27 protein-coding genes and 1 pseudogene are annotated in these 25864 nt (G+C 55.5%); 12 read left to right on the forward strand and 16 right to left on the reverse strand.

The window, feature by feature from the left end:
* Positions 1–98: 98 nt before the first annotated feature.
* Positions 99–1238 carry a GmrSD restriction endonuclease domain-containing protein gene (locus tag ACA061_RS15635; RefSeq protein ID WP_497299567.1) on the forward strand — a complete coding sequence of 380 codons (1140 nt, stop codon included), beginning with the start codon at positions 99–101 and terminating at the stop codon, positions 1236–1238.
* Positions 1235–2617, forward strand: a complete 1383-nt coding sequence (locus tag ACA061_RS15640) for an ATP-dependent nuclease (RefSeq protein WP_497299568.1) — start codon at positions 1235–1237, stop codon at positions 2615–2617. Before ACA061_RS15635 ends, ACA061_RS15640 begins: the two co-directional genes overlap by 4 nt.
* Positions 2618–3034: 417 nt before the next feature.
* On the opposite strand, the gene ACA061_RS15645 is transcribed toward ACA061_RS15640, so the two are convergent.
* The 3 genes from ACA061_RS15645 to ACA061_RS15655 form a co-directional block, all read right to left on the reverse strand.
* Positions 3035–3970: a hypothetical protein gene (locus tag ACA061_RS15645; protein WP_497299569.1), complete on the reverse strand. Its 936-nt coding sequence runs from the start codon at positions 3968–3970 to the stop codon at positions 3035–3037.
* A 330-nt stretch (positions 3971–4300) separates the two neighbouring features.
* A complete protein-coding gene (locus ACA061_RS15650) occupies positions 4301–5416 on the reverse strand; it encodes a hypothetical protein (RefSeq protein ID WP_497299570.1) in 1116 nt (371 codons plus the stop codon).
* A 635-nt stretch (positions 5417–6051) separates the two neighbouring features.
* Positions 6052–6972, reverse strand: a complete 921-nt coding sequence (locus ACA061_RS15655; RefSeq protein WP_497299571.1) for a LysR family transcriptional regulator — start codon at positions 6970–6972, stop codon at positions 6052–6054.
* Positions 6973–7081: 109 nt separating this feature from the next.
* Between ACA061_RS15655 and ACA061_RS15660 the strand changes: the two genes are divergently transcribed.
* The 3 genes from ACA061_RS15660 to ACA061_RS15670 are packed head-to-tail and all read left to right on the forward strand — an operon-like array spanning position 7082 to position 9425.
* Positions 7082–8167, forward strand: a complete 1086-nt coding sequence (locus ACA061_RS15660) for a TauD/TfdA family dioxygenase (RefSeq protein WP_497299572.1) — start codon at positions 7082–7084, stop codon at positions 8165–8167.
* A gap of 3 nt (positions 8168–8170) precedes the next feature.
* The gene (locus ACA061_RS15665; protein ID WP_047301774.1) at positions 8171–8929 is read left to right on the forward strand and encodes a sulfite exporter TauE/SafE family protein; all 759 of its coding nucleotides are present in this window, start codon (positions 8171–8173) and stop codon (positions 8927–8929) included.
* Between the two features lie 16 nt (positions 8930–8945).
* Entirely contained in the window at positions 8946–9425 is a 480-nt protein-coding gene (locus ACA061_RS15670; protein ID WP_150602826.1) for a YbaK/prolyl-tRNA synthetase associated domain-containing protein, read from the forward strand.
* Between the two features lie 217 nt (positions 9426–9642).
* On the opposite strand, the gene ACA061_RS15675 is transcribed toward ACA061_RS15670, so the two are convergent.
* The 7 genes from ACA061_RS15675 to ACA061_RS15705 all read right to left on the reverse strand — a co-directional run bounded on the left by ACA061_RS15675 (position 9643) and on the right by ACA061_RS15705 (position 15058).
* Positions 9643–10299, reverse strand: coding sequence for a DUF2931 family protein (locus ACA061_RS15675; RefSeq protein WP_497299573.1), 657 nt, complete (start codon positions 10297–10299; stop codon positions 9643–9645).
* A gap of 11 nt (positions 10300–10310) precedes the next feature.
* The gene (locus ACA061_RS15680; protein ID WP_497299574.1) at positions 10311–10964 is read right to left on the reverse strand and encodes a DUF2931 family protein; all 654 of its coding nucleotides are present in this window, start codon (positions 10962–10964) and stop codon (positions 10311–10313) included.
* Complete coding sequence (locus ACA061_RS15685) at positions 10964–12505, reverse strand: phospholipase effector Tle1 domain-containing protein (RefSeq protein WP_497299575.1); 1542 nt, start codon at positions 12503–12505, stop codon at positions 10964–10966. Before ACA061_RS15685 ends, ACA061_RS15680 begins: the two co-directional genes overlap by 1 nt.
* A 138-nt stretch (positions 12506–12643) precedes the next feature.
* Entirely contained in the window at positions 12644–13006 is a 363-nt protein-coding gene (locus ACA061_RS15690) for a DUF6124 family protein (RefSeq protein ID WP_042559596.1), read from the reverse strand.
* A gap of 576 nt (positions 13007–13582) precedes the next feature.
* Positions 13583–14062 (reverse strand): GNAT family N-acetyltransferase, encoded by a 480-nt coding sequence (locus tag ACA061_RS15695; RefSeq protein ID WP_497299576.1) that lies wholly within the window; start codon positions 14060–14062, stop codon positions 13583–13585.
* Positions 14063–14074: 12 nt separating this feature from the next.
* Entirely contained in the window at positions 14075–14290 is a 216-nt protein-coding gene (locus tag ACA061_RS15700; protein WP_210552977.1) for a DUF4287 domain-containing protein, read from the reverse strand.
* Positions 14291–14503: 213 nt separating this feature from the next.
* A complete protein-coding gene (locus ACA061_RS15705) occupies positions 14504–15058 on the reverse strand; it encodes a cytochrome b (RefSeq protein ID WP_497299577.1) in 555 nt (184 codons plus the stop codon).
* Between the two features lie 208 nt (positions 15059–15266).
* On the opposite strand from ACA061_RS15705, the gene ACA061_RS15710 reads away from it, so the two are divergent.
* The 7 genes and pseudogenes from ACA061_RS15710 to ACA061_RS15740 all read left to right on the forward strand — a co-directional run bounded on the left by ACA061_RS15710 (position 15267) and on the right by ACA061_RS15740 (position 21562).
* On the forward strand, positions 15267–15944 hold the full coding sequence (locus ACA061_RS15710) for a thermostable hemolysin (RefSeq protein WP_497299578.1): 678 nt from the start codon (positions 15267–15269) through the stop codon (positions 15942–15944).
* Positions 15934–17415, forward strand: coding sequence for an AMP-binding protein (locus ACA061_RS15715; RefSeq protein ID WP_497299579.1), 1482 nt, complete (start codon positions 15934–15936; stop codon positions 17413–17415). The genes ACA061_RS15710 and ACA061_RS15715 overlap by 11 nt, the downstream gene beginning before the upstream one ends.
* A pseudogene (locus tag ACA061_RS15720) lies at positions 17412–18085 on the forward strand (iron-containing redox enzyme family protein). Before ACA061_RS15715 ends, ACA061_RS15720 begins: the two are co-directional and overlap by 4 nt.
* Positions 18072–18881 (forward strand): SDR family oxidoreductase, encoded by an 810-nt coding sequence (locus ACA061_RS15725; protein ID WP_497299580.1) that lies wholly within the window; start codon positions 18072–18074, stop codon positions 18879–18881. The pseudogene ACA061_RS15720 and the gene ACA061_RS15725 overlap by 14 nt, the downstream one beginning before the upstream one ends.
* Positions 18878–19522 carry a tetratricopeptide repeat protein gene (locus tag ACA061_RS15730; protein ID WP_150602838.1) on the forward strand — a complete coding sequence of 215 codons (645 nt, stop codon included), beginning with the start codon at positions 18878–18880 and terminating at the stop codon, positions 19520–19522. Before ACA061_RS15725 ends, ACA061_RS15730 begins: the two co-directional genes overlap by 4 nt.
* 10 nt (positions 19523–19532) lie before the next feature.
* Positions 19533–20195: a response regulator gene (locus tag ACA061_RS15735; RefSeq protein WP_150602839.1), complete on the forward strand. Its 663-nt coding sequence runs from the start codon at positions 19533–19535 to the stop codon at positions 20193–20195.
* The gene (locus tag ACA061_RS15740; RefSeq protein WP_150615321.1) at positions 20192–21562 is read left to right on the forward strand and encodes an ATP-binding protein; all 1371 of its coding nucleotides are present in this window, start codon (positions 20192–20194) and stop codon (positions 21560–21562) included. Before ACA061_RS15735 ends, ACA061_RS15740 begins: the two co-directional genes overlap by 4 nt.
* Positions 21563–21593: 31 nt before the next feature.
* On the opposite strand, the gene ACA061_RS15745 is transcribed toward ACA061_RS15740, so the two are convergent.
* The 6 genes from ACA061_RS15745 to ACA061_RS15770 all read right to left on the reverse strand — a co-directional run bounded on the left by ACA061_RS15745 (position 21594) and on the right by ACA061_RS15770 (position 25763).
* Positions 21594–22172, reverse strand: a complete 579-nt coding sequence (locus ACA061_RS15745) for a LysE family translocator (protein ID WP_497299581.1) — start codon at positions 22170–22172, stop codon at positions 21594–21596.
* 67 nt (positions 22173–22239) lie between these two features.
* Complete coding sequence (locus ACA061_RS15750; RefSeq protein ID WP_497299582.1) at positions 22240–23079, reverse strand: AraC family transcriptional regulator; 840 nt, start codon at positions 23077–23079, stop codon at positions 22240–22242.
* A gap of 88 nt (positions 23080–23167) precedes the next feature.
* Entirely contained in the window at positions 23168–23866 is a 699-nt protein-coding gene (arsH, locus tag ACA061_RS15755) for an arsenical resistance protein ArsH (RefSeq protein ID WP_497299583.1), read from the reverse strand.
* Between the two features lie 12 nt (positions 23867–23878).
* Positions 23879–24349, reverse strand: a complete 471-nt coding sequence (locus ACA061_RS15760) for an arsenate reductase ArsC (protein ID WP_150602844.1) — start codon at positions 24347–24349, stop codon at positions 23879–23881.
* A gap of 26 nt (positions 24350–24375) precedes the next feature.
* The gene (locus ACA061_RS15765; protein WP_210699818.1) at positions 24376–24723 is read right to left on the reverse strand and encodes a metalloregulator ArsR/SmtB family transcription factor; all 348 of its coding nucleotides are present in this window, start codon (positions 24721–24723) and stop codon (positions 24376–24378) included.
* A 152-nt stretch (positions 24724–24875) separates the two neighbouring features.
* The gene (locus ACA061_RS15770; protein WP_210699817.1) at positions 24876–25763 is read right to left on the reverse strand and encodes a LysR family transcriptional regulator; all 888 of its coding nucleotides are present in this window, start codon (positions 25761–25763) and stop codon (positions 24876–24878) included.
* Positions 25764–25864: the final 101 nt, after the last annotated feature.

A 25864-nucleotide genomic window follows, 5' to 3' on the forward strand; every position in this document is an offset into this window, starting at 1 on the left:
GTGGTAGCGCGAAATACACATGAATTATGGCTAATCATTAGCAATATGAATGCGCGCTTCAAATGCCGCGAAACCGTTGGAAACACGAGAAGGAAGTCATGAAAATAAATGCTAAAGATCCAGACATTTCAAGCATATATCAAAGGATCAAGCGAGGAAGCATAGACCTACGTCCAGATTTTCAGCGCGACATGGTATGGAATAAGGCCAAGAAGCAAGGTCTTATTGATACTATACTTAGAGATTGGAAGTTTCCTCCCGTGTTTTTTGTGGTAACGGGAAATGATCAATTGATGGAAGTGCTCGACGGACAGCAAAGATTAAGCGCTATCGTTGAATTTCTTGAAAGTGAATTCGCCATTGATGGCAATATCGAACCTTACGACGAAGAAATCCAAAAGCTGAACGGGCTGCGATTCGATCAACTTCCAGATCGTGTGCGATTTCAGATTGAGCAGTATTCAATTCGAATACATGAGTTGTATGATTATCAAGAAGGTGAACCTTACGAGTTGTTTTTTAGACTCAATCAAGGTGTAACATTAACACCTGCAGAAAAACGAAACACGTTCTTTGGCCCTGTTCGCGAACAGATCAAGAATTTCGTCTCCTATATGAGCAGTTTGGATATTGATGGGTCGCGAATAGGCTTCAACAATAACAGATTGGCCTATGATGATGTCATTGCTCGTTTTGTTTATGCAATTCATACCAAAATTATTAGCAAAAAAATCACTGATGTAAATCTTGTAGAGTTTTACAGGGCGGGGGCGCCTGTTCCAAGAGATACTGAGATGCAGGTGATGAGCTCTATCGACGCACTTGCTGCGGCATGTAGCGCTAACGTTCGCGCTGGCAGTAAGCTCAAGCTAAACAAGTCCACTCTGTTAACGTGGCTTATATATTTTGCGAATGATCGTACCGACCAAAATATCTTACACTTACCTAGCTTTGAGCGCATGAGAGAGTCTATCAAGGGAGATAGCGAGAACAATAGCAAACTTGTCTTCCTACTAGGGATTTACCAAGAGCGTGCCGCATCAAGTGTGAACGACGCTATACCTGTTCAATTACGGCTACTGGTTATTTATCTGATTGGCTGGATGGAAGGCCAAGTCTATAACAGTCGCGTTGGAATAAGCGCGCTGGCGATACTAGATAAAATTTATCAATCGGACAGCTTGACCGAGGAAATGGTTATTTCATTTATGGAAGCCGAGCATTGGGGCTTGCAATGAAAAAGGCCGCTATTGCTGACTACTGGAACAGACTAAAAGATGTCCCTATTGCTGCCAAAGGTATAATATCCCTGAAGCAATTCATCCCGGGCAGTCCCGACCGCGAATTCGCAACTGGAGGGATTTTCGCCGTTGTGGGCGCAAACGGTGCGGGAAAAAGTAGCTTTTTTTCTTATCTTACAGATCCAGATTACAATAGAATTGAATTCTATAAACATGAAGTGTTGCTTCATAATGGGGAAGTCATTAACTTTCCTGGTGGTTCACTGTCAGCAATCGTCACGGAACCACTTTCCGACCTCCGTACAGCCAACGCTACCCTTGTAAATTTCAAAAGTACATTTGGTCAAGGGGGGATAGCTGAGTTGCCAGACAAAGAGCTCAGCTTGGTAAATTACGTGTTAGGTAGCAGTTACGACTCAATTTGTATAGAAGAAGTCGTGACGGGGGACGATGAAAGCTGCCCTCGTTTTGTCTTTACAAAAAATGGAAATGAGCACGACAACTTCACAGCCTCAATGGGCGAGCAACTTGTATTATTTATTTATTGGACATTGTCAAAAAAATACAATCGACCAGGAGTATTTTTTATAGAAGAACCCGAAACAGGCCTTACTCCAGCAGCACAAGATCGCATTGTAGATTTATTAGCCTATCTCTCCTCTGATAGGAAAAAGCAACTTTTCTTAGCGACGCACTCACCTTTCATAGTTTCTAAGCTTGGAGCTGAACGCGTAATAGTTATGAAACGACCTGAGGTTGCTCATTGGGGGGCAGCATTAAACGATAATTACCTTAATGAACTAGGGGTAGCCCCAGTTAGGAGAGGCGTTTTTTTCCTTGAAGATAATAAAGCCAAAGTTTTTTTTGAGAAGCTTTTGGATATGTACGGAAGCAATATCAGAAAAACTCATGAGATAATATTCTTAAACGGCGAATCACACGTATACGAAGTGGTTGTTAGATATGCTAAACAAAGTGAAAATTTCGCGATAAAGGGCATTATTGATGCGGACCAGAAGGGAGTGATCAAATATAACGCGCAAATATTTGACTTTCTCCCTGGCAGCCTTGCCCCTGAAGAAGAATTAATGTCAATCGTCCAATCCGATATGAATGGATTCGCCCGGAAACTTGGTGTTCGACCAGACAAGGTCGCTGATGCTATTCGACTATGTCAAGGATTTGAGTTGCACGATAAATTCGAAGAAATTTCAAAAAAAATTTATGGGGTAGTGAAAACGATAGTATATGAAACTGCGTTCCTCCATTGGTTTGAACAGTATCAAGCCAAGCAAGAAATTCACGACTTCATGAGGACTATTGACCCTGAGCTTACAGCCGATGATATAGAAGTGGTGCGAAGCCAGTATCCATAGCTAAGGGTGACGACAGGTAGCCGTTTCGTAGCCGAATGTACCCATTACCCAAGCTCCTCAATGATAGGGGGCTTAAAGACATGGGTTTTGGGCCGTTGTTCGCGTGGTCCATTGGATAAATCAATTGACACCTGTTTGACTGACTGCTTCTGGCCGATCGCAGCCAGTCGCCACCGGCAGCGATCGGCCAAAAGCGTCCACCGACTTGGTCAGTAACCAGTAAAAATGGTGATTAGCCATCCATTCCCGGTGACGCTCAGAGCGTCTCATTTATTTTTCCATAATTAAAGCGGCCGCGACCCTAAAGATTACAGGTACCATCAGTCAGAAAGGAAAGTATCGCCACTAGTCGGGCGCTACAGAGTGTTCCTTTTCATCCCATACCCATAAACTCTATAACTACAAGTAAATGCTAATTTAATTAAAGTTGTATTTTAGCCTAGGTAGGAGCTCCCTATGTAGGTCTAAGATTGCGGCCCACAAGCATTCGTCAGCTTCAATTAACAATGCATGTTCACTTTTTGCAATCAGTATTCCGCCAATATAAAAATGAAGAAATTCTTTATTCGAGCTGATAAATCCGTTTGTTCGATCTATCGTTAAAATAGCTCCCAACCCCCATTTCTCCTCTAGTTGGCACAGATCGTAATCATCTTCATTGGATTGCTTTATTTCGAGTTCGGATTTGACCTCGTCAAAGCTAAGTACAACGAGATCCTTTAATATTCCATCCTTCAAAAATGCACTTTGCGCACTTTTGATCTCAAAATATGAATAGATACGCTGCTCTGCTCCAAACGTATCAATCTGCGGCGAAAGGAAAGGTACGGCGTTATGTTTCAAAAAATTATTAATATCGATGTAAATACTGTATTTTAGTCCTAGTTGGATGGCGGCATTACAAAAGAGAGGTTCCATGTAGTAGAAATATTGTTTCACCCTCGAATCGATCTCTAGCTGGCCTTTTTTCTCGCTAATCTTAAATTTAAACGCGCTGCTCTCTAATACCCCATACTCTTTGAGTGTATAGGATATGGCGTCGCCTAGAAAGGCAGTCCAATAATCATTCACATTGACGGACTCGATATTGGGAAATACCGAAAGCTTTGCTCTCAAATCAGATCGCAAGGTGTCAATAGTGGCCGTTAATTTTTCAGGTTTCGAAAGCGAAGATTTGTCGATCAGGAAGGAATTGCTTGATGATCTATACTGGATCTTTCTAACCTTATCCTCCGCGGCTCCGATTTTTAACATGCAGCATATGCAATAGTAGTCTATTAGTGATGCCATTGAATTAAGTATCGCATCGGATAAGGCCTGATTTAAGATCGAATTATCCTCGTCGTTTTTCACTCCCAGATTCAAGCAGTCATTGAGATATTTATGGTTTGTTTTACACCTTTGTTTGTATAGGATCTCAATCTTCTTGAACTTATACTGTATGTTATTTTCAAGGTTGTTTATTAAGTCTTGAGTATTCATTTTTATAGCAGCTCGAAGTAAAAAGCGAAGTTTTATTTCTTTCCCCCGCAGTGGCGCGGGGGCGCAATTAACTAGTTACTTGGGTAGTTTAATTCAGAGTGAAGGCTGCCAATGAGAGCCTCTCGCAAGGGGGCGATCGGAAAAATTGGTCTGCCAGCAAAATTTATGTTCTGGTCGCGCAATGAAAACATCGTTACACCTCTATTCCGGAAATAGCTCAGTTAGCTCCTGCCAAATCGCATCGAGTTTTCGCTGCACCAAAAGCCTATTGCTTGAAGATGGAAACATCCATGTCATCGACATATAAGGGTGGAATGGCTCGTGGAATTCGGTAATTACGTCACCGTCGCGCAAGAACATGTCTGCCGATGTACCTAACCAACCTATTGGAATTGGATGTTTTGCATTAGGGTTGTGTATTACAACAGAACCTTGCCGCCACGTTTCTTTTGGCGAATCGGGTGCATTCACATCATGTAGAAAAGGCGATGGCAAACTTGCATTCGAATCATGCCTATAGCAGGTTCCATACCTAAACATAATTAAGGATGAGTCGTAGGCAAATCCTTGCTGCCCCATTCTGTTAAATTTTGCGATAGTACCGGAGTTCGTAAAAATAACAGCAGAAACATGCTCGGATTCCGGCTGTTTGAAAAAGCCTGAGGGAATCGACTTAAGATCATTCTTATGGATGTCCATATCAGCATTGCGGATAATCAGATGACCTGAGGCATCATATTCCGACTCATGCTCCATGCCGTAAAGATACTGTGACAACGCTACAGATGAGGAGAGTAGCGAGCCGGGGCGACTGAAGTCTTGGATGGCAAAAACCAGTGGCTTGCCATTAACCTGATCTAACTCCCAATAGCGCTTTCGCAGTTTGCTATACAGTGGACTCCCTAGTCTAATGGGGAGATCATGGCGAATAATCTGGGACATGTTACTGATTGAGGAGTCAGGAAATGGAGAATATGGTACTACTCCATTATTAGAAGCTGGGCTTGCAGTCACTGCCTCAACCGCGACAGTGAGGCCATCGCGGCTCAGAATAAAATCTGGCCTGTCGTAATTGCGGTCAATCCCATGTCCAGATTCTCTGAACATTTCATGTAGAAAGAGTTCAAATGTACGCTGATCAAAACCTGAACTCTGAAATTGTTCCACAAAATTTCCATCTGGGTCGTGGAAATTTTTTTGAATTTTTCGGAGCAGTTTTCTAGCCGGCTTGTAGCCTAAACTCTTATGCAAGTCCGTAAATTGCGGGTGCAACTTGCTCTGCTTCACACCTCTATTCCGAAATAAATCTATCGCCATGACAATTCCTTATAGTCAATATATCCGCTTAAAGAATAAACTCCATATTGCAGTCTGAGTCCACCTATTCCGTCATCGTATATAGTACTCGATATCACCTCACTCCCAGAGTCAATCTCAAGCCATATTTTAGAATGTCGACACATTCACTTGCTGGGTAAGCCGGCAGCTTCTAGCCGTTAGCTGTACTCCATGAGAGGCAGCTTTGTGGCGAAAAGCGGTCTGATGTGAAGGGCTGCTTTTGGCCGAATACAGCCATTCGTAACAGGCAACAATCAGCCAAGCACTCATGATGCCATGCGGTAAACATCAAAAATCCAGTGTGCTCGCGGTGAGGCCAGCGCTTCCTTTGATGTTGGCTGACACTACGCCATCGCGAGCAGGCTCGCTCCCACAGGGACATTGGTGTTTGGTCAGGGACTGCGCCGACATGGGGGCGGCATTTTCCGGCGTTTTACCCATTGCTGGGCGTCGATAGCCCCCATCGCGCCAATGAAGTTCTAATACAAAACCTCGGCGTAACATCTTGTCGATGCTCGTCTGCGGTAGCCGAGAGTGGGTTTCAGCGCGTTAGCGTCTGATCAACTGCAGAGTGAGCAGACAGGGATGAACGCCCCCTAACCTCTTATCAGTGCTCACCCGCGTTTACATTCGAGGCTTTCACCCAAGCCACGGATCATCTCCATCAATGCCTTCACCCGCAGTGGCAAATTTCCGGCCGGGTAAACCGCGTGCATCTGTGGGCTCTCGCCGCTGCTGGAGGTGAGTTTGTACTCAGGACAAACCCGGCACAGGCGCCCTGCTTCCACTTCGGGCTCCGCCATCCAATCCGCCAAGCGGGCGATTCCGACGCCCGCCAGGGCTGCCTGGAATACCGCCAGACCGGAGCTGAAACGAAATTTGGGATGAACCCGAAAGCTGATGGCTTGCTCCTCACTGCGAAAATTCCACTCCTTGAGAATCCGTGGCGCCGTATGCAGGATCAGCGAATGCGACTCCAGTGCCTCGATGGAGTCGGGCATGCCGTTGCGCTCCAGGTAGTCGGGGCTGGCATACAGATAACGTGAGTAACTCCAAAGCGCAAAGCCGATCAATTCGCTGGATTGTGGAAACGCGCCGCGAATCGAGAAGTCCAGCTTGCTCTTGGCCGGGTCGATGATCTCATCGGTGAAAATCACATCGATGTTTACGTCTGGATAACGCTCGCAGTATTGCGCGATCAACTGGGGCAATACCCCGTTTGCGAGATACTCGGGGGCGGAAAAACGGATCCAGCCGGAGGCCAGGCCGCTGAGACCGGCCAGGTCTTCATCCACCTCACGTTGCAGATCGAGCATTTTGTACGCGTGGGGCAATAAGCATTCACCCGCTTCGGTCAAGCTCACGGCATTGGACGAGCGATTGAACAACTTGAGCCCCACACTTTCCTCCAGGGCTTGAACGGCGCGGGTCAGTGCGCTGGGGGAGCGCCCCAGAGTCCGTGCCGCGGCGACGAAGCTGCGCTTGCGAGCCACGGTCGCGAAGGCTTCAAGTTCCCCCAACATATTCAATGCCACTCTCCACCTCATTGCATTTTTCACAACGCGGCATTGCAACACAAAAAAGTCCCTTCCGTTAACCTTCCCGCTCAACCCACAAGGATTGGGCAAACAGGAGCGCACGGACGTGTCGAAGCTGGATAAAGAAATCGGGAAAGCCGCAGCTTGTGTTGATGAAGTCATTTATGAATGGCTGGAAAAACAATCAGTGACTTCGATCCGACGGGAGATACCGCAAATTCATCTGTCGCTCGAAGAACAACGCACACTTCATGCCGGTCTGGCATCGCTGGACGTGACCGATAGCGCCTCGGGTATCCGCCACATGCCGGTCCTGGGGCAGTTGCTGGAAAGTGTCCTGTGCACCGAGAAAATCCAGCAGCTACGCAATTTTCCACAGTCCCGTGACGTGGCGATGATCGTCAGGGGGCTGCCGCTGGACCCGCAACTGCCCGCCACGCCCTATGACCTGGAGCCGGGTATCGAGAACTTGTCGACTCTGGCCGTAGCTATTTTGTCCGTGCTGCAAACTCTGCAAACCCATCCGCTGGCGTACGAGGGAGAAAGCAGCGACACGGTGTTCCGTCACGTTTCGCCCAAGCAAAAGCGAGAGACCGAAAAGAGCTCCTATGGCTCGCGCGCGGATCTGGACATGCATGTCGACAACCCGCACCTGCCTTTGACCTGCGAACCCGTCTCGCAGTTGTCGGCCTGTCCGGAGTACCTGTCCCTGACCGGCCTGCGCTGCGAGCTCGACGTGCCGACGCGCATCGTCGCCATTGACGAGGTGCTGGCCATTCTGCCGGCCTGGGTCGAAGAAGAACTGTCACAACCGAAATTCACCGTTCGCCGGCCGGCCTCCTTCGGCAAACAGGGGAATGTGCTGGAAAACGTCCCCTTGCTGTACAGAAGCGCAACCGATGGCCTGTATTGCCGCTACAACAAAGCGAGTGTCGAAACGACCTGCGCCAGTGCGCAGTTTGCTCTCCAACTGTTCGCCGCCGCCGCCAATCATGCCGATGTCGTGCACCACATATTGCTGCAACCAGGCGACATGCTGATCTTCAAGAACCAGCAAACCCTGCATGCCCGGGATGGTTTTACACCCCGCTACGACGGCCGTGATCGCTGGATGTTGCGCGTCTTCGGGGTCAATGATCCGGCACGCGTGATGCCGCTGGCCCCTCATCAACCCTATATAGTCAGAGCCTGATTCATGGTCGATATTGTCATCCTTTGCGTGTTCGCCTTCGCCGCCGGCCTGATCGATGCGGCGGTGGGCGGCGGCGGACTGATCCAGATTCCCGCGCTGTTCAACGTGCTGCCCACCGCTCAACCGGCGGCGCTGCTGGGTACCAATAAGGTCGCGGCCGCCTGCGGCACCGCATTCGCGGCCCGGTCCTTCGTGCGCAAGGTGGTGATCGACTGGGGTCTTGTGATCCCCGCCGCCTGCGCGGCTTTTGTCATGGCCTTCTTCGGAGCCGCCACGGTGTCGTTCGTACCCCAGTCGATGATCCGGCCGGCGGTGCTGGTGTTGATTGTATTGATGGCGATCTACACCTTCTGGAAAAAAGATTTCGGCGCCCTGCACAAACCCATGCACATCGGTACCAAGGAAAAACTGCTGGCGATCGTCATCGGCGGTGCCATCGGTTTCTACGATGGTCTGTTCGGTCCTGGCACTGGCAGCTTCCTGATCTTCCTGTTTATCCGCTGCTTCGCGTTCGACTTTCTTCATGCCTCGGCATCGGCCAAGCTGGTGAACATCGCGACCAACGTAGCGGCACTGATGTTCTTCATTCCGACGGGTAACGTGCTCTACCTGATCGCAATCCCCATGGCGGCATTCAACATCCTGGGCGCGCTCACCGGCACCTGGCTGGCGGTTCATAAAGGCGTGCCCTTTGTCCGGGCTCTGTTCCTGGTGTTGCTGGTGATTCTGATCAGCAAACTGTCATACGACCTGTTTCTGTAAACCAGAGGAAAACTACATGCACCCCATGTTCGATCGCCTCGTGGCACTACTCGATGCCCGCTCAGCCTCCTACCGGGTGTTGATGCACGATGCCGAGGGCCAGTCGGCGCGCGTCGCCGAAATCCGTGGCACCGAGCCCGGCCAAGGCGCGAAGGCCATGCTTTGCTCCCTCAAGGGTCAGGCCGAACCCTATGCACTGGTGATACTGCCGGGCGACCAGAAGCTGGACATGAAGAAAGTCGGAGCGGCCCTGGGCGGGAAAAAAGCCGAACTGGTGAAGGCCGAAACCGCCATGGAACTGACCGGGTGCCGGATCGGCGCCATCCCTCCTTTTGTTTTCGATGAGCGAATTCAATTGATCGTCGATCCGGCCTTGACCACACGCTACGCTGAAATTGCCTTCAACGCGGGGCGGCTGGATGCGTCGATGGTGCTCGATACGAAAGATTATCTGGCGATCGCCATGCCTCGATTGCTGGATATCAGCCAGGCCTGAGCAGGCGTTTTCAGGGACGGATTTATTTTCATACTTCTTAAAAAACGGATCTTGAAAAATGGATCAGTCTCCTGGGCTGTAGCCATCGGCCAGAAGGGGCTTTTCGGGGCCGACGGCAATCGGCGATCGGTTTTGCCTGATAGCGGATCTGAAGATTGGCATCCGGCCAAGAACAATGTGCATGGCAGCGTGATGCTTAGCTGTATTGGTCCTCCGCTTACCAACTTCCGTAAGGAATGCCGTACTTCTCGATATAGCGCTTGGACTTTTCACTGACCGGGTATGCGTAACGCCCTTGGTTCTTGCCCTGACCAGGGCCTAACGGTTCGATTTCAGCTTGGGTCTTTGCCACTTTGATCGGGCGATGGCATGAATCCCGAACAAAAACCTGCACAACGCCACCGGGAGCCAGGCCCAAGTAGATAAACGCGCTATAGCTGGCCTGTTCCTCTGGAGTTTCAGGGCATCGCTGATTAACGGAAGCCATCATCATTTGCCTCGCCTCTTCGGGAACATCCACCCAAACCTTATAAGTCTGCGGTTCGATAATGGATTGCCAGCGCACGTAAATGCGTTTAGGCAAATCAGCGCCAATCACTGCTTTTGCTGCAGCTCCTACAGCGTGCCAACCTCGCGCGGATTCTTTACCGTTTTCTGGCTCCCCGCCGGCGGCCGTACCTCCTCCTGTGCGCTTGAACAGTTTGCCGTTTATGTCTTCGACGGCACTGTCCTCAACCCACACCTTCATGTAATAAGGCTCGGTAAACGCGAGTTCCCAAGACTCGGATTTGGGATCGGTTTTGCCTGATAGCGGATCTGAGGATTGGCAACCTGCCAGAAACAATATGCATAGCAGCGTGATGCTTAATTTCATTGGTTTATCGTCTACCAACTTCCGTAAGGAATGCCCCACTTCTCGATATAGCGCTTCGACTTTTCACTGACGGGATACGCATATCGTCCCTGGGTTTTCCCCTGACTCGGCCCCAACGGCTCGATTTCGGCCTGAGCTTTCGCGACTTTGACCGGATCGTGACATGAGTCTCTTACCCACACTTGCACAACGCCACCGGGCGCCAAGCCCAGATAAACCGAAGAGATATAGGTAGCTCTTTTCTCTGGCGTTTTCGAGCAGCGTTGGTTGACCGAAGTCAGCATCAATTGCCTGGCTTCTTCGGGTATATCGATCCAAACACTATAGGTTTGAGGCTCTACGATGGATTGCCAGCGAACGAAGATACGTTTGGGGAGATCAGCGCCCACCACCGCTTTGGCGGAGCTGCCCAAACCGTGCCAGCCTCGCGCAGACTCTGTTCCGTCTTCTGGCTGCCCGCCCGAGGCGGATCCGCCGCCGGTGTGCAGGAGCGTCTTTCCTTTGATGTCTTCGACGGAGGTGTCCTCAACCCAGACTTTCATATATCTAGGCTCGGTAAAGCCGAGTTCCCACCATGGGGATTTGGGGTCGTTTTTGGCTGACAGCGGGTCAGCGTGACAACCAGCAACAAACAGTATGCAAAGCAAGGTTGCGAATAACTTCATTACCAAAGCGTCCAGTCAGGTACGTGCGGGTGTTTTACTCGTATTGCATCTGCCGTGGGGGCGTTGATATATACCGCCCGCAAGCCACTTCCATCCCTTCGCCCAAGTGGGTGGTTCCAGTTGGCGGAAGTATGAATGTACTTGAGTTTGAGCATTTGCTCCTCTTCCAGCGTGGTGCTGTAGTCACCAGAGACAAATCGATCGCACATGGATTGAAGTTCTGCAGGAATTACAAACTCAGGGGTCTCGGGAATATCGTTGAAACGCACTCCCTTGGCTTTTGCCTGTTGATGCATTACGCGCAGGTAAACTCTAGCCAGCATTCCGCTCACCGGCCGTTTTAGCTGCAAGGCAGCATAGACTCGCTTAACGCGTGGACCCAATCGATCTCGCGGGTCGATTGGCATCAGGAGTGCCGGTGGTGTAACGATCTCCAGCATTTCGGAGGGCCACCCTTTGCTTAGCCACCGGCTTCTCACCTTGACCGCATCTTGGTAGATCGATGTGGTGGCGACATCTGTATTAATGGACACCTCAAGAGTTTGCATTGGGCTGATGAGTACGCACTCTTCCGCCTCTTCGAGGTAGCCACCACCAATATCGGAGTGCACACCGGGCAGGACAATTTCTGGATGATCCATCGCCACGCGACTGAGGGCAAAGTTACCTCTGCATTCGTCCCGAGCGACCAGTTGGACAACATCGGTGAAAAAGCGTCGGTCTAGGAAAAGCCTGATGCCTGTTGCGACAGCGCTTTTGATGTTGCCCAAATTGGACCAGCCAGCGATTGACGGCACCGTGTCGAACAGACCGATAAAGCCCATATTGATATCGCTGTGGTACTGATCAACGAAGGACGAACTGAAGACGTCAGAATTGCTGCGAAAGATTTCGCCCAGAGGGCCTTGTTTGCCACGCACGATCTCATTTGCGAAGTGCCGAGCGGCTGCCGCGCCGCGACTGAAACCGAAAGTGTCGAAGGTCAACGAGACAATTTCACTACCCGGATTTTCTTTAACTGCTTCATTGATACGTTGTTCGATGAGCACAAACGAAGATTGAACGCGACCGGCAACACCTGTTTCCCCGCGCCCGGCGCCGGCACCCAAAGTGCTGTCTTCTTCACCTGATCGGGTGCCGATACCTTCGACATACACCATACGGAATGCCTGCTTCCGCTGCCCCTCGCCTTCAGCTAGTTCAGGAGCGTCATACAGATCGCTCAGTCTTTTCACATTACTGACGTCGTTACCGTAACTGCTATCCGGATCGCTCATATACGGCTTGCAGCTGGGATCGATGTCTTGGGGTGAAATGGGGTGATGTGCACCACAAAGTAAACCTGCGGCGGCGTTATTCGCGTTGTTACCCGTGCCATCAAAGAACACACCAATCCGCAGCGCAATGCCGATTTTCTCAGGCTCGGGCGCGGGTTCTTTCCCGTGTTTTTCGTATTCCGCCCAGCGCTGGGCGTGGATATCGACGGGTTTGGCTTCTTCGTAGCGATAGTTTTTCGGGGGGTTGGGGACGTAGCCGCTCAATCCTTGATTCCTTGCTCTGATCCTTGAGAACGGCCCGAAGGGTGACAGCCGAGGCTTGGGGGCGCAAGGCGTGGCCGTGTGCCAGCGCGGTTGAGACAGTGTGATGTGACGAGGGTTTCCCCTCGTCTTGGTGGAGGGTTATTTCGTGATTACGACGTTGTCCAGCGCTTGGTTTACGGCCAGTTCGCCGAGCATTACAACCTGCGCGATTCCCAATGCGGTTTTGCGGTGGGAGATATCCAGCATGGCGGCGAAGTTGTTGAGCATTTCGCTGGCCGAGCCGAGGGTTTCGCTGGCGTTGGCTAGCAGCGATTCGGTGTCGTACTTCGGGTTGGCGAAGTACATGCGGTCGGGCTCGTTGGTGCTGGCCATGATTTGGTCGGCAGGCTTGAGGTAGTGGTCGAGGGCGCGTTCGGCGGCTTCGTGAAATTTCCTGGAATCGGGGGATTCGTAGGGGGATGTGGGGTCGGTTTCTGGCGGGTTGGGTGTTGGTTTGAACATGGATGAAGCTCCTACGTCAAAAAAAGGGAGCCATCACTCTCGCTACCAAACGAGGGTGGCGGCCATGCGCAGGTTGGTAGACCGGGACGTAGAAAACCGGCGCGCCCGAAGACGCCCTGTGCATGACCACCATAAAGCCTTGTCGAACAGACACTGCGAATCATGATGCTTATGCAATCTACGAAAACTCAGGGCTACCAAACCCGATCACTGTTTTTCAGTGACCATCAAACGATAGAACCCGCGACCTAGACGCACAAGCCGGCGGATTCTGGCTTAGTCGTAGCCGATGGCGCAAGACGTTGTAGGGCTTTGGTGGTTACTTGGGGCTTCGTTTAAACAGTGTCGGAATTGTCTGTTTATTTTGGTCTGGGATTCAGGTAGTGACAGAGCTGGCGCCATCGCTGGCAAGCCAGCTCCCACAGGGTTTTGTGGTTGGTTTGGGATTTTTGGTGGCTGGGCTGGCGTCTTCGCGAGCAGGCTCACTCCTACAGGGGTAGTGCCTGGCTTTGGCCTGATGTTGGCTGGGCTGGCGTTATCGCTGGCAAGCCAGCTCCCACAGGAGTTGTGGGTTGCTCAGGATTTGTGGCGTGTCATCTGGATCAGGGCTGTTCGGCCGCCATCAGGTGCGGGGCGTTCTTCAATGGCGAACGGGGTGAAGCCGAGCTTCGGATACAGAAGCAATCCGGCGGTATTTTCGTTGAAGCACGACAACTGCACTTCGTTGGCCTGGTACTTTTCGAAGCCCAGTGCCGTCATGGTTTCGATGATGTATCGGGCCACACCTCGGCCGCGGGCGCTCGGCGCGACGATGACGTTGCCGATGCAGCAGATGCCGTTGTGTTCGGCTCGATAGAAGTTGGCGAAGCCGACAACTACACCATCATCTTCGAAAACCGTGGAATCGAAGCGCTGGCTGATTGCGCTGTGCAGTTGTTCTTCCGTCAGCGGGTAGTTTGCTTTCGGGAACATGAAGAACAGTTCCTGAATGCCCTGCGGAAAACTGCAGACGGTTTTGACATCTTCGGCCAGTACGGGCCGGTGAGTGAAGTTCATCGCGCCCTGCCCTCACTTTTTGCCGCTGGCCAGATGATGCGCAACCAACGCATTGGCATGCCCGTGGCCCATGCCGTGTTCTTCCTTGAGCCACGCCACCAGTTCCATGTGTTTCTTGTCGCTGACGCCGGCGAGCAGGGTCAGCCAGTGGTCGATGGGCTGGCCGTACTTTTTCTCGATGGAGGGGAAGTACGACGCCGGGCCTTTTACTTTGTTGTCTTCGTTCATGCTAAACGCTCCGTGGGTCGCGACGGAGGGTCGGCGGACGCTCCTTGTCGACAAGGCCTAAGCGTGGACGCGAAGTGCGGATCCGGCAACTGCCTTGCTCTACCAGACGCTGAAAAAACTGTAGGAGTGAGCCTGCTCGCGATCGCGGTGGTTCAGTCAACATCGATGCTGGCCGAACAGGCGCTATCGCAAGCAGGCTCACTCCTACAGGGGTTAGCGGGAACCTGCGCGCCCCGGCAGCATCCGCACCAGCGTGTTATCGCGCACCCAGTAATGGTGAAACAACCCCGCCACCGCATGCAGGCCGATCAGCCAGTAGCCGGCGCTACCGATCAGTTCGTGCCAGTACTTCAGGCGTTTGGCGAAGTCTGGGTCGATGGCGACCGGTGCCGGTATGTGGAAGCCGAAGTACGGGAACGGTTTGTCGCCGGCGGCGAGCATCAGCCAGGCGAGGATCGGGGTGGCGATCATCAGGCCGTAGAGGGCGAGGTGCGTGAGGTGCGCGAGGCCGGTTTGCCACGCTGGGGGGTTGGGGGTGATCAGTGGGCGCGGGGTCAGGCGGCCGAGCAAGCGGAGCCACACCAGGGCGAAGATGCTGGCGCCGAACAGGCCGTGAAAGCCCATCAGCAGGCCGCGCGCTTCGCTGCCCTTGGGCATGTAGCCCTTGATTTCGACGCAGGCGTAAACGCCGACGAACAGCACCAGCATCAGCCAGTGCATCGTGATTGAAAGTTTTCCATAACGGGTTGCGGCGTTGTCGCGAGTCATAAGATGCGCCTCGTGATTGTCGTGGATGACGGTCGATGGGGTCGACGGTCACGTTCCTTTGGCCGGGCGAACCGACGGTGTCACCCTGCCCGGTCAGTCTTAAGACAGTCTGAAGATCGGCCCGTGGATTAACCTTTTTTCACCTTCAGACTTCGTTAAGAAATGGCTCGGATACTTCGCTCAAATCTTTGAGGGAGGCGTCCTGCCCATGCCCGATTTCGACTGGAACATCCCCCTGCCCCTGCACTTCGGCCAAACCGAAGCGCCGCAGATGATGCTGACGAATGCTTTGCCCGACGACGCACAACGAACAGCGTTCGAAGCGTTCATTCAGCAACGCTTTCGCAAGGCCCACGGCGCCGACATCCGCCAGTTCATGCCCGAGCTGTTCGGCGTGCACAACGCCGCAGGTGAGCTGTGCGCGGTGGCCGGTGTACGTCGCGCTCATTTAGAGCCGCTGTTTCTTGAGCGCTATCTGGATGAGCCGATCGAACCACTGATCAGCGCGGCGGCGGATCGCCCGGTGACGCGCAACGGCATTGTCGAAGTCGGCAACCTAGCCGCCAGCGACACCGGCAGTGCGCGCCTGAGCATCATCGCCATCACCTATTTACTGGCCATGGGCGGTCTGGAGTGGGTGACGTTCACCGGCAATATCGGGTTGGTCAACAGCTTCCATCGTCTCGGCCTGAATCCAGTGACATTGTGCGCCGCAGACCCGGAGCGACTGGGTGACGAGCGTCAACATTGGGGCAGTTATTACGAAAGCAAACCTTGGGTTCACGTCGGCAACATCCGCGCCGGGTTTATCCATTTGCGCAATATCGGACTGTTTAACCGGCTGGGATTGCCGACTTCGATTGAAGGAGCTTTCCATGTCGCTTGAACTGCAACGTTTTCAGGAAACCCTGCGCAGCCATGCCGGGCGCAACGACAACGCGGTCGCGCTGTGGGGCGATACGCTGAAAATCGATTACACGACCCTGTACGCCGAGGTGCTGTATCGCCAGGAGCGTTTGCGCGATGAACATGTGCGAGTGGTCGCACTGGTGCTGGATAACGGCGTCGACGCGATGCTCTGGGATTTGGCGGTGCTGTTCGAAGGCCTGACCTGTGTGACGCTGCCGCCGTTTTTCAGCCCGGCGCAACGCGCCCATTGTCTGGAGCTGAGTCAGGCTGAACGGGTGATTGTCGAGCCAGAGCTGGAGGCCGAGTTGCTCGGCGCCGGTTATGTGAAGAACGGCGAGTTCTGGTGCCGCACATTCAGTGGCCCAAGCAGCATGCCCGCCGGCACCGCAAAACTGACGTTTACCTCCGGCACCACCGGCACGCCGAAAGGCGTGTGTTTGAGTGCCGAGAGTTTTTTGCGTGTGGCCCGTGAGCTGGATCAGGCCAGTGAACCGACTGATCCACAACATCATCTGGCCCTGCTGCCGCTGGCGATTCTGCTGGAAAACCTCGGTTGTTATGCGGCGCTGTATGCCGGTGCGATGTTGAGCCTGCCGAGCCAGAAAACCCTCGGCATTCAGGGCGCCAGCGGCGTCGATGTGCCGCGTCTGCTGGGCTATCTGGCCAGCCGTGCACCGGAGAGTCTGATTCTGGTGCCGCAGCTGTTGCTGATGCTGGTCAGTGCCGCCGAACAAAAAGCCTTCAATCCACAAAAACTGCGTTTTGCCGCCGTCGGCGGCGCGCGGGTTTCCGAGGATCTGCTGCACCGTGCGCAACGTGTCGGCCTGCCGGTTTACGAAGGTTATGGCTTGTCCGAATGTGCATCGGTGGTGTGCCTCAATCGCCCCGGTGCCCGGCGCCCAGGCAGCGTCGGCAGGCCCCTGCCGCATGTCGAAGTGCGGCTGGCCGAAGACGGCGAAGTGCTGATCAAGGGTTCGCCGCTGCTGGGTTACCTGGGGGATGCGCCGTACGCCGAAGAATGGTGGCCGAGCGGCGACCTGGGCGAGTTCGACCCGGAAGGTTTCCTCTTTCTCAAGGGTCGCAAGAAGCATCAGTTCGTCACCAGTTTCGCGCGCAACGTCAACCCGGAATGGGTCGAGTCGGAGCTGACCCAGCGCCGCCACATCGCCCAGGCCTTCGTCTACGGCGAAGCGATGCCGCACAACCACGCCCTGCTCTGGCCGCATCGCGCCGATTGCAGCGACGCTGATCTGGCTGCGGCCGTCGCCGAAGCGAACGAAGCTTTGCCCGATTACGCCCAAGTACACCGCTGGACGCGTCTATCCCAACCCTTCACCGCCGCCAATGGCCTGCTTACCGCCAATGGCCGCCCGCGCCGCGAAGCCATCGTCGCGCAGTACCACGCCCAATTGACCGAATCCGTTATCTGCGAGGCATCCGCATCATGAGTTTTTTCGACACCCTGCAAGAAGCCACACAACAGGAACGCCACGAGCTGTTCAACCTGCCGATCATCGTTGATGCGCTGCAAGGCAAGGTCAGCCTTGAGAGCTATCGGGAATTTCTCGCCCAGGCCTATTACCACGTGCGCCACACGGTGCCGTTAATGATGGCTTGCGGCGCGCGTTTGCCGACACGCCTGGAGTGGTTGCGCAAAGCGGTGTGCGAGTACATCGAGGATGAATACGGCCATGAACAGTGGGTGCTCAACGACATTGCCGCCAGTGGCGGTGATCGTGATTCGGTGCGTGATGGTCAGCCGTCGCTGTCGATCGAGTTGATGGTCAGCTTCCTGTACGACCTGATCGCCCGGGGCAATCCGGTGGGGCTGTTCGGCATGGTCAATGTGCTTGAGGGCACCAGCATTGCCCTGGCCACCCACGCGGCGGGCAGCATTCGCGAGCGTCTGGGGTTGCCGGAAACGGCGTTCAGCTACCTCAGTTCTCACGGTTCGCTGGACATCGAGCACATGCAGACCTACCGCCGACTGATGACCAGCTCGAGGACCCGCAAGACCAGGCCGCCGTGATCCACGCCTCGAAAGTCGTGTATCGCCTGTACACCGATATGTTCCGTGGCTTGCCGCGTGAAGTGCAGGCTCAACATGCAGCTGCATGAAGCGCGTGTTGTCCTGACCGGCGCCAGTGGCGGTATCGGCATGGCCATCGCCAGTGCCTTGTGCGCCGCCGGTGCGCGGGTGCTGGCCGTGGCCCGGCATCAGGAAGCGCTGCTACCGTTGCTTGAGCGTTATCCGCAAAATCTGTATTGGATCGGCGCCGACCTGACCTTCCTCAGCGACCGGCACAAAGTGCTGGTCGCCGCCGAAGCCATCGGCGGCATCAACCTGCTAATCAACGCGGCAGGGGTCAACCACTTCGCCATGCTCGAACAGCTCGATGACAGCGACATCAACGCCATGCTGGCGGTGAATGTCAGTGCGCCGATCTGCCTGACGAAACTGCTGTTACCGCTGCTCAAGCAGGCGGACAGCGCCATGGTGGTCAATGTTGGCTCCACTTATGGCTCGATCGGCTATGCCGGTTATGCCAGTTACTGCGCGAGCAAGTTTGCCTTGCGCGGTTTCTCCGAAGCGCTGCGCCGGGAGCTGGCTGACACGCGGGTCAGCGTTCTTTACGTCGCGCCGCGTGCCACCCGCACGTCGATGAACAGCACGGCCGCGCAAGCCTTGAACGATGCACTCAAGGCCAACGTCGATGATCCGCAAACCGTGGCGTCGGCGGTGATGCACGCAATCGCCGGCGATCGCCGCGATTTGTATCTGGGCTGGCCCGAGCGGTTCTTCGTACGCCTGAACAATTTACTGCCGCATCTGGTGGATCGTGGCCTGCGCAAGCAGTTGCCGCTGATCCGACGCTTCAGCGAAAAAACCGACAACGAGACCCTCAAACCATGAAAAAAGCCTTCGCCTGCCTGCTGCTCGGTGCCCTCAGCCAATCTGTCTGGGCGCTGGACGCCGCCGATCAACAACGCCTTGCCGGGATCCAGCAGAGCTGGGCGCATATCCAATATGAAGTCGCGGAAAAACAGCGCGCCGCCGCCTTCGAACAGCTATCAACCGAGGCGACTGCCTTTACCACGCAACGCCCCGCCGTGGCCGAAGCGTGGATCTGGAAGGGCATCGTCACCAGCAGTTGGGCCGGTGCCGAGGGTGGGCTCGGCGCCTTGGGCAAAGCCAAGGACGCCAAGGCTGACCTGGAAAAATCCCTGACCCTGGATCCCAAAGCCTTGAATGGCTCAGCCTACACCAGCCTCGCCGCGCTGTACGACCGAGTGCCGGGCTGGCCGATCGGTTTTGGTGACAGCGACAAGGCCGAGCAATTGCTCAAGCAGGCGTTGCAACTGAACCCCAACGGCATCGACAGCCTGTACTTCTGGGGTGATCACCTCTACCGTGAAAAACGCTACGCTGAAGCCAAGGCAGCGCTGCAAAAAGCCCTGCAAGCCGCTCCGCGCCCAGGCCGGGAAAGCGCCGACGCCGGGCGCCGCAAAGAGATCGCCGCCCTGCTGGTGGACGTCAACAAGAAACTCGACTGAAGGAGTGCGCGTGCGTTTATTACTGATTGAGGATGACGTCGCGCTCGGTGAAGGCATTCATCAGGCGCTGGGGCGTGAGGGTTACACCGTCGACTGGCTCAAGGACGGCGCCAGCGCATTGCATGCACTGCTCAGTGAAACTTTCGACCTGGCGGTACTCGATCTCGGTCTGCCGCGCATGGACGGCATCGAAGTGCTGCGCCGTTTGCGCGACAGCGGTTCGAATCTGCCGGTGCTGATTCTTACCGCCCGCGATGCCACCGAAGACCGCATCGCCGGGCTCGATGCCGGGGCCGACGATTATCTGGTCAAACCGTTCGATCTGGCAGAACTCAAGGCGCGTTTGCGCGCTCTGTTGCGGCGCAGTGCGGGGCGCGCTCAGGCGCTGATCGAACACGCCGGCATCAGCCTCAACCCCGGCACCCAGCAGGTCAGCTATCAGGGCCAACCAGTGGCGCTGACACCCAAGGAATATCAGTTGCTGCACGAATTGCTCTCGCCGCCGGGCCGGGTGATGACCCGCGATCAGCTGATCCAGTTGCTCTACGGCTGGAATGAGGAAGCGGAAAGTAACACTCTGGAAGTGCATATCCATCACCTGCGCAAGAAATTCTCCACCGACCTGATCCGCACCATCCGTGGTGTGGGTTATCTGGTGGAGGAGCGCCGATGACTTCAATCCGACGCCGCACGCTGACGCTGATCATCGGCCTGTTGCTGACCGGCCTGGCAGTGCTCAGCACATTCAACGTGCATGACAGTAACCACGAAATCGCTGAAGTCTACGATGCTCAACTGGCGCAGAACGCGCGTCTGTTGCAAGGCGTGATGCGCATGCCGATGGCGAGTACCGAGCACGCGCAATTGTATCAAGCGTTCAATCAGGCCTTGGGCGAAGCCAAGCCACGGGTTGATGGTCATCCTTACGAAAGCAAGATCGCCTTTCAGGTATGGAACCCCAAAGGTGAAGTGTTGGTACACACTGCTAGCGCGCCTTCCTTCACCGCACCGCCGACCCGACCGGGCTTCAGCGACGTGGTGGATTTGAAAGGCCGGCAATGGCGGGCGTTCATGCTGGAAGACAAGCAGAACGGCCTGCGCATCTGGGTTGGCGAGCGCGATGATGTGCGCGCCGACCTGGTCGACCGCATCGTCCGGCACACCCTGTGGCCGAACGTGCTCGGCAGCCTGATTCTGGCGGCGATGATCTGGCTCGCCATCGGCTGGGGCCTTAAGCCTCTGGCGAACATGGCCGCCACCCTGCGCGCCCGCCACAGTGGTTCGCTGGAGCCATTGCAACTCACGCCGCTACCCAGCGAACTGGAACCCATGCAGGCAGCCCTTAACCGCATGCTCGCGCAGATTCAGGAAGTGCTCGGCCGCGAACGCCGCTTCATCGCTGACGCCGCCCATGAAATGCGCACCCCGCTGGCGGTGCTGCGCGTGCATGCGCAAAACCTGCTGGAGGCCGGCACCGAGCAGGAGCGCCGCGAATCCCTGGAATTTCTGATCTCCGGCGTCGACCGCACCAGCCGTCTGGTCAACCAGTTGCTGACCATGGCACGCCTCGAACCGAAATCCGACCCGCCGCCGCTGCAACGCATCGACCTCAGCGAAACCGTGCGCAACAGCCTGGTGCAACTGACACCGTGGCTGCTGAGCAAACAGCTGGAACTGACCTTCGAGGACAGCGCCGAACCGTTCCACGTCATGGCCAGCGCCACTGCCATCGATATTGCCCTGAACAACCTGATCACCAACGCCGCCAACTTCTCACCGGAACACGGCGTGATCACCGTCACGCTGACTGAGGACAACGGCTTCTGCCATTTGCGTGTCGAAGATCAAGGGCCAGGCATTGATGAGGAGGATCGAGAGCGGTTGTTCGAACGTTTCTACAGCCGTGGCAATCCTCAGGGTGCGGGATTGGGGCTGACCATCGTCAACACCATCGCAACGCGTTTGGGTGGACGGATTACGTTGGTCAATCGAGCTGAGGGCGGCCTGCGCGCGACGTTGTCGGTACCGCATGGACAATGATCGGCCAGGCCCGGCCCGCTTATCCTGAGCGTCAGCTGTGCAAGATCGCAGTCGCCGATGAGACCACCAGCAACACGGCCAGCCCCCGGTTCAACCAGCGCAACTGCGCCGGATTACTCAGCCATCGCGCAGCGCCCCGCCCCAGCAACGCCCAGATCGCGAGGCACGGCAACGACACCAGAAAGAACACCAGACACAGCGCATTCAGCCCTTGCCCCTGAGCGGTGAACACACTGATCACGGCAATCGCCATGAACCACGATTTGGGGTTTACCCATTGCAACAACGCCGCGCCAATCAGGCCCATCTCGGCTTTTTCTTCCCCTGCAGCGGCGCCGATGTCGGTGACCGGCGCACTGAAAATCTGCCACGCCAGCCACAGCATCCAGCACAACCCGAGGCCGCTGATGATCGGGCGTACGCCGGGCAGCATCAGCGTGCTGGCGCCGGCGCCCGCCACCCAAACCAGCGAGGCTGCGCCCATGCCGGCGCCGAGGATGATCGGCAGGCACGGTCGCCAGCCACGTCGGGCGCTGGTGCTGAGGACGATCAGGTTGGTCGGGCCCGGGGTGATGGAGGCGACGAAGGCGAAGAGGATGAACGCAAGCATGGCACGGCCCTTTAGGAAGTCAGGGCTTACTTTGGCAATTGGCTGAGCGGCAGTCTTGAACGTTTGTTCAGCGGCGGATGATGCCTGTGGCGCGCTGTTGATAGGCGCCGGGGGTGATGCCGTAGGCGCGTACAAACCAGCGGCCGAGGTGGCTTTGGTCAGAGAAGCCAAGTCTGCTGGCGACGTCCGCCGGTTGCACGCCGGCGGCGAGCATCTGGCGGCCACGGCTGAGGCGCAGCTGAATCAGCCAGGCGTGCGGTGCCAAACCATAAGCGGCCTTGAACGCCCGGGTCAGGCGGAAGCGGTCGGTGCCGCAGACTTGTGCGAGGGTGTGCAGGCTGATGTCTTGTTCGTGGTAGGCCATGAGGTAATCCCGGGCCTGTCGGGCGATCAAGGGTGCCCGGTTGGCGGTGGATACCTGCGGGCGCTTGTACAAATGCGAAGCCAGGCGTTCGAGCAACGTGTCCAGCGCCACGTCTCGGACCATTTGCACGTCTTGTTGATGCAGCGCGTTGAACGCAAACAACGTTGCCCGAGCCAGTTCCGGGTCGTCATTCAATACGCTGCCAATGCCCGGCAAACCGCTGCCGTAACTGCCCAGGTGCAAACCGTCCAGCGCCTGTTCCAGCCACGAAGGTTGCAGGTACAGCATGCGATAGGTGAAGCCCTCAGGACTCGGCGCATCGCCGTCATGGATGTCGCCCGGTTCGAGCATGAAGACCTTGCCCGGCGTGCTGTCATGCCGAGCTCTGCGGCTGTTGAAGCGCTGTACGCCTTGCTCGGTGAAGCCGATCAGGTAGGTTTCGTGCCAGTGCGGATCGTACGCGTGCGCGTGCCCGGCGAAATGCGCGTGCAGGGTTTCGATGCCGGTTTCGCGGTCGTGGCTGAGGTTGATCCAGTTGCTCATGGCTTGCATACAGTGATGGGCTGCACGCAGTAATCCACAATCGGCTGCGTGCGGCTAGAAGGTTTGTGCAACGTTCGTCGGGTTGCCCTCAAATCGAACGCTGGTTGACCCGCGCCATCAGTTGCTCGGCGCTTTCTTTGCGTTCGGAGTAGCGATCAACCAGAAAGTCCTGACGGTCGCGCAGCAGCACGGTGAATTTCACCAGCTCTTCCATCACATCGACGACGCGGTCATAGAACGGCGATGGTTTCATCCGCCCCGCTTCGTCGAATTCCATCCAGGCCTTGGGCACCGAGGATTGGTTGGGGATGGTGAACATGCGCATCCAGCGCCCCAGCACGCGCAATTGATTGACGACGTTGAACGACTGCGAGCCGCCGCACACCTGCATCACTGCCAGGGTTTTGCCCTGAGTCGGGCGAACCGCGCCAAGCTCCAGCGGCACCCAGTCGATCTGCGCCTTGAACACCGCCGACATCGCGCCGTGGCGTTCCGGAGAGCACCAGACCTGGCCTTCCGACCACAGCACCAGTTCGCGCAGTTCCTGCACTTTCGGATGGTCGACCGGGACGTCGTCAGGCAGTGGCAAACCAGACGGATTGAAGATGCGCGTCTCGGCGCCGAAATGTTCGAGCAGGCGCGCAGCCTCCTCTACCAGCAAGCGGCTGAACGAGCGCTCGCGGGTCGATCCGTAGAGCAACAGAATGCGTGGTTTGTGTTCGCCCGAGGCTGAGGTTGGCAAGCCTTCGAACAGGGTTGGATCAAGATTGGGCAAGTGGTCGGACATTGTCAGTCCTCCTTAAAGCGTACCGATTCGGTCGAGTTCGAGTTTGAGTTCGTCGCGGCTGAGGCGGTTGAAAGGCAATGCCAGGAAGGCTTTGCAGCGTTGCTCGATGCGCGCCAGGGTGGCGCGAAAAGCGGCGTCAATCGCGACTTCGTCACCGCTCACTTCGGACGGATCTTCCAGCCCCCAATGGGCTTTCAGTGCCGGGCCGAAATACACCGGGCAGCTTTCGCCAGCGGCTTTGTCGCAGACGGTGATGACGATATCCGGCGGGTTGCTTTCGAACGCATCGTTACCCTTGCTGTACAAGCCGTCGATGGCAATGCCGGCCTGCTGCAAGGTCGAGAGACTGCGTGGCAACACCTGGCCTTTGGGGAAACTCCCGGAACTCAGCGCTTCGAATCCCGACGGCGCCAGGTGGTTGAACATTGCTTCGGAGAGGATGCTGCGGCAACTGTTGGCCGTGCACATGAACAGGATTCGCATGGGTTGCTCCAGCAGATATTAATGATTTAGCAGCACGCCGCTTCGCGGACAGGACGTCCATCCATCTTGTGCAGACGCGAGGCGTTGTCCTTGAGCCAGTCGGCATTGGCTTTGCACGTCACTTGCAGGATCTCGCGAACCCAATCCGGCAGGTCCGGATTGAGGCGGTAATAGACCCATTGGCCTTGGCGGCGATCGAGCAGCAAACCGTTGCTGCGCAGTTGTGCCAGGTGACGGCTGATCTTTGGCTGGCTGTCGTCGAGGGCGCACATCAGCTCGCAGACACACAACTCACCCTGATCGGCAATCAACAGGGTGGCGCGGACGCGGGTCTCATCGGCCAGGCTTTTGAAGACTTCGGTGGGGGTGATCATGGGACCGGACTCGTACATATGGAAAACCGAATATACGGATATCCATATATCAGTCAACCCCTGATGTGAGTCATAGGATCAAAAGATCGCAGCCTTCGGCAGCTCCTACAGAGATCGGGGTAGGAGCTGCCGAAGGCTGCGATCTTTTGATCTTAAAGGTTCAGCAACAACCCCTGCTCCGCCTCACACAACCCCACCACATAATCCCAAACCACCCGCAACCGCACCGACTTGTGCAACTCGCGCCGCGTGCTGATCCAGTAACTGCGCTCGATGCTCTCATCCGGCAGCAATGGCACCAGATCCGGGTCAGACGCCGCCATATAACAAGGCAATACCGCAATGCCCAATCCCGAACGCGCGGCTTCCTGCTGAGCGATGACGCTGGTGCTATGGAACACCACGCGAGGGCTGCGGCAGAAGCTGTTGAGGAACATCAGCTCCTGACTGAACAGCAGATCATCGACGTAGCCAATCCACGCATGTCGCCCGAGGTCTTCGCGGCTGAGCAATGGCGGCGCGTTATCGAGGTACTTCTGGCTGGCGTAGAGCGCAAGTCGATAGTCGGTGAGTTTGCGCGTAACCAGCATGTCCGCCGCCGGGCGCTCCAGATGAATGCTGATTTCCGCCTCGCGATTGAGGATGCTGACGAAGCGCGGCACCGCGACCAATTCCACTTCCAGGCCCGGGTAACGCTCGAACAGACCAATCATGCGACTGGCGAGGAACTTGACGCCGAGACCTTCGGTGACACCGACGCGAATCTTGCCCAGTGGTGCGGTGGATTGGGTGATTTCCTCCTGAGCCAGCAACGCGACGTTTTCCATGGCTTCGGCGTGCTTGAGCAGCGCCTCCCCGGCCGGGGTCATTTCGTAGCCTTGGGCGTGCTGAACGAACAGCGCAGTGCCAAGGCTTTTTTCGATGGCCTCGATGTGACGGGCGACCGTAGCGTGGGTGGTGTTCAGACGGCGGGCCGCGGTGAGCAAGCGTCCACTGCGTTGCAACTCGAGAAAAAACCGCAGGTCGTTCCAGTCGAACATGGCGTGTCCTTGTCAGCGAGGGTCATCAAGGCTGTTCGAAAACGCACAGCGGCTGCGCAAAAACTAACATTCTTTTAACGAAAGCTAACAACTAGAGTGTC

The sequence above is a fragment of the Pseudomonas sp. LBUM1668 genome, assembly GCF_059695715.1.

Coding starts and splice junctions, on each gene's coding strand:
- ACA061_RS15635 (WP_497299567.1), top strand. CDS start 99: ATGAAAATAAATGCTAAAGATCCAGACATTTCAAGCATATATCAAAGG.
- ACA061_RS15640 (WP_497299568.1), top strand. CDS start 1,235: ATGAAAAAGGCCGCTATTGCTGACTACTGGAACAGACTAAAAGATGTC.
- ACA061_RS15650 (WP_497299570.1), bottom strand. CDS start 5,416: ATGGCGATAGATTTATTTCGGAATAGAGGTGTGAAGCAGAGCAAGTTG.
- ACA061_RS15665 (WP_047301774.1), top strand. CDS start 8,171: ATGGTCGATATTGTCATCCTTTGCGTGTTCGCCTTCGCCGCCGGCCTG.
- ACA061_RS15670 (WP_150602826.1), top strand. CDS start 8,946: ATGCACCCCATGTTCGATCGCCTCGTGGCACTACTCGATGCCCGCTCA.
- ACA061_RS15675 (WP_497299573.1), bottom strand. CDS start 10,299: ATGAAATTAAGCATCACGCTGCTATGCATATTGTTTCTGGCAGGTTGC.
- ACA061_RS15680 (WP_497299574.1), bottom strand. CDS start 10,964: ATGAAGTTATTCGCAACCTTGCTTTGCATACTGTTTGTTGCTGGTTGT.
- ACA061_RS15690 (WP_042559596.1), bottom strand. CDS start 13,006: ATGTTCAAACCAACACCCAACCCGCCAGAAACCGACCCCACATCCCCC.
- ACA061_RS15695 (WP_497299576.1), bottom strand. CDS start 14,062: ATGAACTTCACTCACCGGCCCGTACTGGCCGAAGATGTCAAAACCGTC.
- ACA061_RS15700 (WP_210552977.1), bottom strand. CDS start 14,290: ATGAACGAAGACAACAAAGTAAAAGGCCCGGCGTCGTACTTCCCCTCC.
- ACA061_RS15705 (WP_497299577.1), bottom strand. CDS start 15,058: ATGACTCGCGACAACGCCGCAACCCGTTATGGAAAACTTTCAATCACG.
- ACA061_RS15710 (WP_497299578.1), top strand. CDS start 15,267: ATGCCCGATTTCGACTGGAACATCCCCCTGCCCCTGCACTTCGGCCAA.
- ACA061_RS15715 (WP_497299579.1), top strand. CDS start 15,934: ATGTCGCTTGAACTGCAACGTTTTCAGGAAACCCTGCGCAGCCATGCC.
- ACA061_RS15725 (WP_497299580.1), top strand. CDS start 18,072: ATGCAGCTGCATGAAGCGCGTGTTGTCCTGACCGGCGCCAGTGGCGGT.
- ACA061_RS15730 (WP_150602838.1), top strand. CDS start 18,878: ATGAAAAAAGCCTTCGCCTGCCTGCTGCTCGGTGCCCTCAGCCAATCT.
- ACA061_RS15740 (WP_150615321.1), top strand. CDS start 20,192: ATGACTTCAATCCGACGCCGCACGCTGACGCTGATCATCGGCCTGTTG.
- ACA061_RS15745 (WP_497299581.1), bottom strand. CDS start 22,172: ATGCTTGCGTTCATCCTCTTCGCCTTCGTCGCCTCCATCACCCCGGGC.
- ACA061_RS15750 (WP_497299582.1), bottom strand. CDS start 23,079: ATGAGCAACTGGATCAACCTCAGCCACGACCGCGAAACCGGCATCGAA.
- arsH (WP_497299583.1), bottom strand. CDS start 23,866: ATGTCCGACCACTTGCCCAATCTTGATCCAACCCTGTTCGAAGGCTTG.
- ACA061_RS15760 (WP_150602844.1), bottom strand. CDS start 24,349: ATGCGAATCCTGTTCATGTGCACGGCCAACAGTTGCCGCAGCATCCTC.
- ACA061_RS15765 (WP_210699818.1), bottom strand. CDS start 24,723: ATGATCACCCCCACCGAAGTCTTCAAAAGCCTGGCCGATGAGACCCGC.
- ACA061_RS15770 (WP_210699817.1), bottom strand. CDS start 25,763: ATGTTCGACTGGAACGACCTGCGGTTTTTTCTCGAGTTGCAACGCAGT.